General features: G+C 70.7%; 6 protein-coding genes and 1 pseudogene. 2 read left to right on the top strand and 5 right to left on the bottom strand.

The window, feature by feature from the left end; all coding sequences use genetic code 11:
• A pseudogene (locus tag IEZ10_RS16940) lies at window positions 1–222 on the bottom strand (DUF4097 family beta strand repeat-containing protein); the annotation flags it as partial.
• A 261-nt stretch (window positions 223–483) separates the two neighbouring features.
• Between IEZ10_RS16940 and IEZ10_RS16935 the strand changes: the two are divergent.
• A complete protein-coding gene (locus IEZ10_RS16935; protein WP_189247485.1) occupies window positions 484–1,278 on the top strand; it encodes a GbsR/MarR family transcriptional regulator in 795 nt (264 codons plus the stop codon).
• Between the two features lie 200 nt (window positions 1,279–1,478).
• Here the strand turns inward: IEZ10_RS16935 and IEZ10_RS16930 are convergent, their stop codons facing one another.
• The gene (locus IEZ10_RS16930) at window positions 1,479–2,912 is read right to left on the bottom strand and encodes an aldehyde dehydrogenase (protein WP_189247443.1); all 1,434 of its coding nucleotides are present in this window, start codon (window positions 2,910–2,912) and stop codon (window positions 1,479–1,481) included.
• A 186-nt stretch (window positions 2,913–3,098) separates the two neighbouring features.
• On the opposite strand from IEZ10_RS16930, the gene IEZ10_RS16925 reads away from it, so the two are divergent.
• Entirely contained in the window at window positions 3,099–4,016 is a 918-nt protein-coding gene (locus IEZ10_RS16925; RefSeq protein ID WP_189247442.1) for a coiled-coil domain-containing protein, read from the top strand.
• Between the two features lie 45 nt (window positions 4,017–4,061).
• Here IEZ10_RS16925 and IEZ10_RS16920 read toward each other — a convergent pair whose 3' ends face one another.
• The 3 genes from IEZ10_RS16920 to IEZ10_RS16910 all read right to left on the bottom strand — a co-directional run bounded on the left by IEZ10_RS16920 (window position 4,062) and on the right by IEZ10_RS16910 (window position 7,437).
• A complete protein-coding gene (locus tag IEZ10_RS16920; RefSeq protein WP_189247441.1) occupies window positions 4,062–5,501 on the bottom strand; it encodes a hypothetical protein in 1,440 nt (479 codons plus the stop codon).
• 8 nt (window positions 5,502–5,509) lie between these two features.
• Complete coding sequence (locus IEZ10_RS16915) at window positions 5,510–5,908, bottom strand: hypothetical protein (RefSeq protein ID WP_189247440.1); 399 nt, start codon at window positions 5,906–5,908, stop codon at window positions 5,510–5,512.
• A 197-nt stretch (window positions 5,909–6,105) separates the two neighbouring features.
• Window positions 6,106–7,437, bottom strand: a complete 1,332-nt coding sequence (locus tag IEZ10_RS16910; RefSeq protein ID WP_189247439.1) for a GH1 family beta-glucosidase — start codon at window positions 7,435–7,437, stop codon at window positions 6,106–6,108.
• Between the last annotated feature and the right edge of the window lie 69 nt (window positions 7,438–7,506).

Genomic DNA, 7,506 nt, shown 5'->3' with positions numbered 1-7,506 from the left:
CGGGCCGAGGCGGTGGTTGTTCGCCGGGGTCTCGATCCGCAGGACGCCGTCGGCGTACTCGGCCGTGGTCTGCTCGGCGGCCTTGAGGTCGCGGTCCTTGGCGGTGTTGGCGGGCAGGATCTCGACCGTGGTGTCGGTGCGGTCGGCGGCGATGAGCCGGACGCGTCCGGCGGGGAGGTGCAGGATGGCGGTGATCGGGGCGGGGGTGGTGAACGTGTGCATCGTGTGCTCCCTCGTGGTGGCGGCTCGTTGTTTCCGACAACGAGAAAGCTACGTTGCTTTCCGAATCTATGCAACACGTTCTTTGCTTGCGATCAGCATTTATGCAGGTAGACACGAGATAATCATTGCAACGTCTTCTCGCGTAACGCAACGTCGAGGCGGTCGAACGTTGCAATGAATTGAAGGCGAACGCTATGGTGGAGGCGTCAGGGAACGCCGAGCGGCCCCATGGAGCACCCATGGGGCGCGAAGGAGATCGCGATGCCGGGAGGCAGGCTCACCCAGCAGGACCGCCAGCAGATCGCACTGGGACTGGCCGACGGCCTCGCCTACGCCGAGATCGCCCGCCGCCTCGACCGCCCCACCTCCACGATCACCCGCGAGGTGATGCGCAACGGCGGCCCCACCGGCTACCGCGCCGACCTGGCTCACCGCGCCACCCAGCAACGCACCCACCGGCGCGGGCAGACCCCGCCCCGGGGGACGGGGCCGGCCCCCCAGCCCTACGGACGCGACGCCGAGGCCGTGCGCGACTACCAGGAGGCCCTCACCACCGTCTTCATGATCTCGGGCCTGCCCAAGATGATGGCCCGGGTGCTGGGCTGCCTCTACACCACCGACGCCGGCAGCCTCACCGCCTCCGAGCTCGCCCGGCGCCTCCAGGTGAGCCCCGCCTCCGTCTCCAAGGCGATCACGTTCCTGGAGGGCCTGGACCTCGTCCGCCGGGAACGCGACGAACGCCGCCGCGAGCGCTACCTCGTCGACGACGACCTGTGGTACCAGTCGATGATCCGCAGCGCCCGGGCCAACGACCAGCTCATCGAGACCGCGCGGCAGGGCGTCGCCATCCTCGGCCCCGGCACCCCGGCCGCCGTCCGCCTGGAGAACGTCGCCCGATTCCACGACTTCATCACCGAAAACCTCCTCCGCGCCGCCGAACAGGCCCGCGAGGTCCTCCACACCAAAACCGGGGCGACCCCGGACGGCACCGCCGGGCCGGGTTCGGGGCTCCGAAAAAACTTTGCCGGATTCCACGAACCAATCCCGGATGAATGACGTCTACCTAGAACGGATGGGTTTAACCCGCCGGGAGACGCCCAAGGGGCACGTAGACCCGCATGCCGGGACACGTGGGGCATGCTCCACCGCAGCGGCGGCGGTCCAGCGACGCGGGGGCGCGCTGGGCCGGCCATCCACGCTTCCGGCCGCGCCGTACGGTTTTCCGCAGAACCGTACGGCACGGCCGGGCCGGCGGCTCAGCCCAGGCGGGCGATGGACTTGTACTCCAGGTAGGCCGCGAGGCCCTCCGGGCCCAGCTCCCGGCCGAGGCCGCTGCTCTTGTACCCGCCGAACGGCGAGCTGTTCTCGATCATCAGGAGGTTGACGCCGTAGGAGCCGGTGCGCACCCGGCGGGCGATCTCCATGCCGTGCCCGGGGTCGGCGGTCCACACCGTGCCGTGCAGGCCGTAGTCGCTGTCGTTGGCGATGCGGACGGCGTCGTCCTCGTTCTCGTACGGGATCACCGTCAGGACCGGGCCGAAGATCTCCTCGCGGGCGACGCGCATCTCGTTGGTGGCCCCGGCGAAGACCGTGGGGGCGACGTACCAGCCCCGGTCGCGGGGTCGCTCCAGGCCGCCGAGGACGGGCTTGGCGCCCTCGTCGATGCCGATCCTGATGTAGTTCTCGACCCGCTCCCGCTGCCGTTCGGCGACCAGCGGGCCGATGCCGGTGGCCGGGTCGGCGGGGTCGCCGACCGGCATGGCGCGGACCATCCCGGCGACCGCCTCCACCACCTCGTCGTAGCGGTTGCGCGAGGCCAGGATGCGGGTCTGGGCCACGCACGCCTGGCCGTTGTTCATCAGCGTGGCGATGGACAGGAAGCCCATCGCCGAGGGCAGGTCGCAGTCGTCCAGGATGATCGCGGCCGACTTGCCGCCGAGCTCCAGGGTGCACCGCTTGAGCTGCTCGCCGCAGATCGCGGCGATGCGCCGGCCCGCCGCGGTGGAACCGGTGAAGGCGACCTTGTCCACGCCGGGATGGGAGACGAGGTGCTCGCCGGCCTCGCGCCCGGCGGCGACGATGTTGACGACGCCGTCGGGGATGCCGGCCTCCTTGACCATCTCGGCCAGCAGGTAGGAGTCGAGCGGCGTCTCGGGGGCGGGCTTGACCACGACCGTGCAACCCGCGACGAGCGCGGGGGCGAGCTTGATCATGATGACGAACTGCGGGACGTTCCACGGCACCACGGCGGCGACCACGCCGACCGGCTCGCGGCGCACGGTCACCGGGCCGAAGGTCCCCGGGCGCTCCTCCTCCACGGGGAACGTGCGGCCGAGCTCGGCGTAGTACTGCAGCATGCCGAGCGGCTGCGGGGCCTGCGCCATCCGGGAGAAGGTGATGGGCGAGCCCATCTCCATCGTGATGAGCTCGGCCATCTCCTCCTGCCGGGACGCGTAGATCTCGGCGAGCCTGCCGACGACGGCGGCGCGCTCGGCCATCGTCATGCGCGGCCAGGGGCCGTGGTCGAACGCCTGCCGGGCGGCGGCCACCGCGCGGTCCATGTCGGCGGCGGTCCCGTCGGGAACGCGGCCGACGACCTCTTCGGTGTGGGGCGAGACGACGTCGATGGTCCCGGTTCCGGCGGGGGCCACCCAGTCGCCCCCGATGAACAGCGTGTCGTGCTGGCGCATGTCGTCCTGCCTCCTGTCGCCGAGGGCCCTCCCGGTGGTGAGACGGAATCATGTTCTGCCGTTGATGGCAAGGGGGACGGGAGGGCGATGCACCGGTGAGGCCGAGTTCGACCGTTCCGGTGGCGATTTACAAGATCACCTTCTATAGTTTCGCTCCGTCCGTGCGGCTCTGGAGGTGAGCGAAGCGTGAGACGGAGCCGCCCGGCCGCGCTCGTCGTCCTGCTCGCCGCCCTGCTCCTGACGCCCTTCCTGTCCGCCGGGGCCGCCGCCGTTCCCGCCGCCGCCAAGCCCGACCCCGAGGCCGAGCTGCGCAGGCTGACCCGCGAGGCCGACCGGCTCGACAAGGCGTACCGCGGCCAGGTGCAGAGCCTGGAGGACATCCGCGTGCGGGCCGGCAAGGCGACCACGAACGTCAAGAGCCTGCGCAGGTCACTGGCCGCCGCCCGGGCCGACGTGGTGCGCTTCGCCCAGACCTCCTACATGAGCGTCCCGCTGGACGGCGACAACCTGCTGAGCTTCCAGGGCGACGTCTCGGCCGCCCTGGGCGGCGCCGCCACCATGTCCTATCTCGCCGACCTGCGCGCCAACCAGCTCGGCCGGTTCCAGGACCTGATCAAGAAGGCCGAGAAGGCGGAGAAGAGCGCCGACGAGAAGGTCGCCGCGCTGAAGGCCGACATCGCCAAACTGAAGAAGGACCGGGTCCGGATCGAGGGGTTGCTGGCCAAGTACGGCTTCGAGACCCCCTCCGGCAGCGACGGCCTCACCCCCCGCATGGTCGCCGTGCGCAACGAGGTCCTCCGGAACTTCCCGATGCCCTACAGCTACGGCTGCCTGCGCTCCGGCGACCCCGGCGACCACGGCAGCGGCCGGGCCTGCGACTTCATGATGAGCGGCGGCGGCCGGATGCCGTCCCCGGCGGACAAGGAACGCGGCGACCGCCTGGCCCAGTGGGTCATCGACAACGGCCCGCGCCTCGGCGTGATGTACCTCATCTGGCAGCAGCGCTACTACGACGTCCGCTCCGGCGGCGGCTGGCGGATGATGTCGGACCGGGGCGGCGTCACCGCCAACCACTACGACCACGTCCACGTCTCGGTGTTCTGACCGCGCCGCCGGGCCGCCCGTCCGGCGGGCGGCCCGGCGACGGCGTCAGACGCTGCGGATGTGGCCGTCGACGGCGCCCTCGTGGTCGTTGGCGCCCCACACGTCGTCGTGCTCCCACAGGTTGCTGCCGGTCTCCTGCTCCTGCTCGCCCGCGCCCGCGCCGGCGCCGCCCATGGCGCCCATGGGCGGCATGAACATGCCGCTGCCCGCCGCGCCCTCGGCGGCGTTCAGCGCGGCGGCGCGCACCCCGGCGGTGCCGAACGACCCGGACGAGCCGATCCCACCGGTGCCGGCGCCGGTGCCCGTTCCGGTGTTCGTCGGCGAACCCGTGTGCGTGGCGGAGGTGTAGGGGGAGGTGCCGGTGGAGGTGTTCGGGCCGGACAGGTTCGGGTTCCCGACGCCGTTGCCGTCGTAGCCCTGCGGGGGCTGGAACGACGACAGGTCGGTGGTCCGCGCGTTGCCGGCGTCGTATCCGGCGGGGTAGGTCAGGCCCTTGGACGGGTCCGTCAGGTTCCCGGACGGGTCGGTCAGGCCCTTGGACGGGTCGGTCAGGCCGCCGGTGGGGTCGGTGCCGTTCCCGCCCGCGCCCCCGGGCATCCCCGCACCCGGCCCGTTCTGCCCCGGAAGCCCGGTGCCGCCGTCACCGGGGTAGGCGCCCGGAGGCAGGGTTCCGGTCCCGTCGGGGTTCGTGCCGTCGGGACCCGTTCCATCGGGACCCGTGCCGTTGGGGCCGGTTCCGTTGGGATCGGTGGCGAAGGGATCGGTGCCGTACGGTCCCGTCCCGTACGGTCCCGTCCCGTTCGGGCCGTTCCCGTAGGGCCCCGTGCCGTACGGTCCCGTCCCGCCGGGCCCGTACGGTCCCGCGTTCGGATATCCGCCGGGGTAGTCCACGGTCGTGAAGGGCGGGCCGGGCACGGTCGGCGGCTCGATCCTCGGCAGCTCCTTGCGCAGGGAATCGGGAAGCAGGGCGTGCCACTGCTGGATCTCCGCGTTGAGCTTCTCCAGGTGCTCCTTGGCGAGCTGGTTCTGCGACCCCCACTGGACGCCGTCTTTTGTGTCGTAGAAGTCCGGGACGCTGTCGTTGAAGGTGAAGGTGTTCTCGCTCCACGAGGGGGCGAACCCGCCCTCACCGGTCTCCTTGTAGGCGGGAAGGGCGTTGCCGAGCGACTCCAGGGGGCGGCCCATCATGTTGCCCTTGTTGGAGAGTTCGCGCGCCGTCGCGTGGATGTACCGCAGCGCGGTCTGCGCCTCGACCGACGCCTTGTCGTTCCAGCACTCGGCCAGGGTCTTGCTGACGTTCTCGACCGCGCGCTGGCACTCCGCCAGCAGGGAGCAGGCGTCCAGGTAGGCGGTCCCGGCGTTCTTGATGGACTCGCCGTCCAAGGTCTCGATGATCTGCTTGACCCTGGCCACCGGCTGGTCGCCTTTGACGGTGAAGTCATAGCAGCTGGTCTTGATCATGTGGGTCTTCTTGGAGATGTCCATTCCGGCCCCTAGACGCTCTTCGTTCCGCCATTGGCGAGGCCGGCGCCGTCATAGGTGCCGGCCCCGCTCTGGAGCAGCAGGATGGCGGCCTGGAGCTTCTGGATGACCTCCTGGTACACCTGGGTGAACTCCCGGTTGCCGTTCTCCAGGGTCTCACCGAGGGCCTTGCCCGCCGGCCAGTCCTTGGCCATGGCGCTCAGCGTCATGACGTTCGTCTTGGCCGACACGGTGCTGAACGAGCCCTTCTCGCTGCCCTGCATGCGCTCCAGGATGTCCTGGAGTTCCGTCACGCAGTTCTTGATCTTTGTGGGGTTGTGCTCGGTCTGGTCCTTCTTGACCTCCAGCCCGGGCCACTGGGACTCCAGCCAGCTGTGGTCCTCGGCCAGATGCTTGTCTGGATCCGCCATGATGCACCTCCACACGACCGTCCGGGGCGTACGCGGCGGCGCGGATTCGCCCGGCCCCCTTCCCGGTGGCCTTCGCGAAGCGCCTCCCGCGCCCGCGTCACCGGTGATCACGGAGCCTACTCGAACGGCCATGGGTCGTACAGAAAACACCCCTGAGGGTAGAGAAAAAGGGATATTTCCCCTGAAACGCCTGGGCGTCAGGGTTCCCGAGGATCGGCGTCCGCTCCGGTCCGCTCCACCAGCCGCTCCCGGAGCCAGTGGTAGGACGCCTTCGGGGTGCGCCGCCCGGTGGCGAAGTCGACGTGGACCAGCCCGAACCGCTGGTGGTAGCCCTCGGCCCACTCGAAGTTGTCCAGCAGGGACCACACGTAGTAACCGCGCACGTCCACGCCCTCGGCGCGCGCCCGGTCCAGTGCCGCGATGTGGCCGTCGAGGTAGTCGATGCGGGCCCGGTCGTCGATCGTGCCGTCCGAGCCCGGCTCGTCGTCCTGGGAGCAGCCGTTCTCGGTGACGTAGACGGGCGGCAGGGCGTCGCCGTACCGGGCCTTGAGCCCGGTCAGGAGCTCGCGCAGGCCGTCGGGAACGACGGGCCAGCCGAAGGCGGTGGTGGGGTACCCGGTGATCCCCGCGTCGGTGAACGGCAGGCCGTCGCCGGAGGGGGCGGCGATCCGGGTGGGGTTGTAGTAGTTGATTCCGAGGCCGTCGAGCGGGGCGGAGATCAAGTCGAGGTCGCCGTCCCGGACGCAGTCGAGACGCACGCCGTACGCCGACATATCCGGATATTTCCCGAGAAGTACGGGATCATTGAACAGGCGGTTGTGCAGCGTGTCGTAGGCGTGCGCGGCGGCCACGTCGGCCGGGTCCGCGGAGGCCGCCCGGACCGGGGTGCAGTTGTTGGTGATCAGCACCTGGCCGGCGCCCCGCTCGCGCAGCGCCGCCGCGGCCAGGCCGTGCCCGAGGAGCTGGTGGTGGGCCACCGGCAGCGCGTCGAGGAGCAGAGTCCTGCCGGGCGCGTGGGTCCCCAGGGCGTAGCCGAAGACCATGTGCACGAAGGGCTCGTTCAGGGTGATCCACAGCGGCACCCGGTCGGCCAGCCGGTCGGCCACGACCGCGGCGTACTCGGCGAACCGGTGGGCGGTGTCGCGGTCCAGCCAGCCGCCGCGGTCCTCCAGCGCCTGGGGCAGGTCCCAGTGGAACAGCGTGACCGCCGGGACGATGTCCTTCGCGCACAGGGCGTCCACCAGCCGGTCGTAGAAGTCCAGGCCGGCCTGGTTGACCGGCCCGGAGCCCGCGGGCTGGACGCGGGGCCAGGCGATGGAGAAACGGTAGGAGTTCACCCCCAGTCCGGCCATCAGCTCGACGTCCTCGGGCCAGCGGTGGTAGTGGTCACAGGCGACCTCGCCGGTGTGCCCGTCCCGGACGCGGCCGGGCTCGCCGGCGAAGGTGTCCCAGACCGAGGGGCCCCGGCCGTCCTCGGAGACGGCCCCCTCGATCTGGTAGGAAGCGGTGGCCGTACCCCAAAGGAACATCCTGACCTCCGAGTGGTATGAGTCCGGCTCATGTTAACCGCCGGTCCCCCCGCGTGCGAGATGATGGGG

Source organism: Streptosporangium pseudovulgare (genome assembly GCF_014648055.1).
GTDB classification, from domain to species: Bacteria; Actinomycetota; Actinomycetes; order Streptosporangiales; family Streptosporangiaceae; genus Streptosporangium; species Streptosporangium pseudovulgare.
The sequence above is the reverse complement of the archived record's forward strand: the minus strand, read 5'-3'. Positions and strand labels throughout refer to the sequence as shown.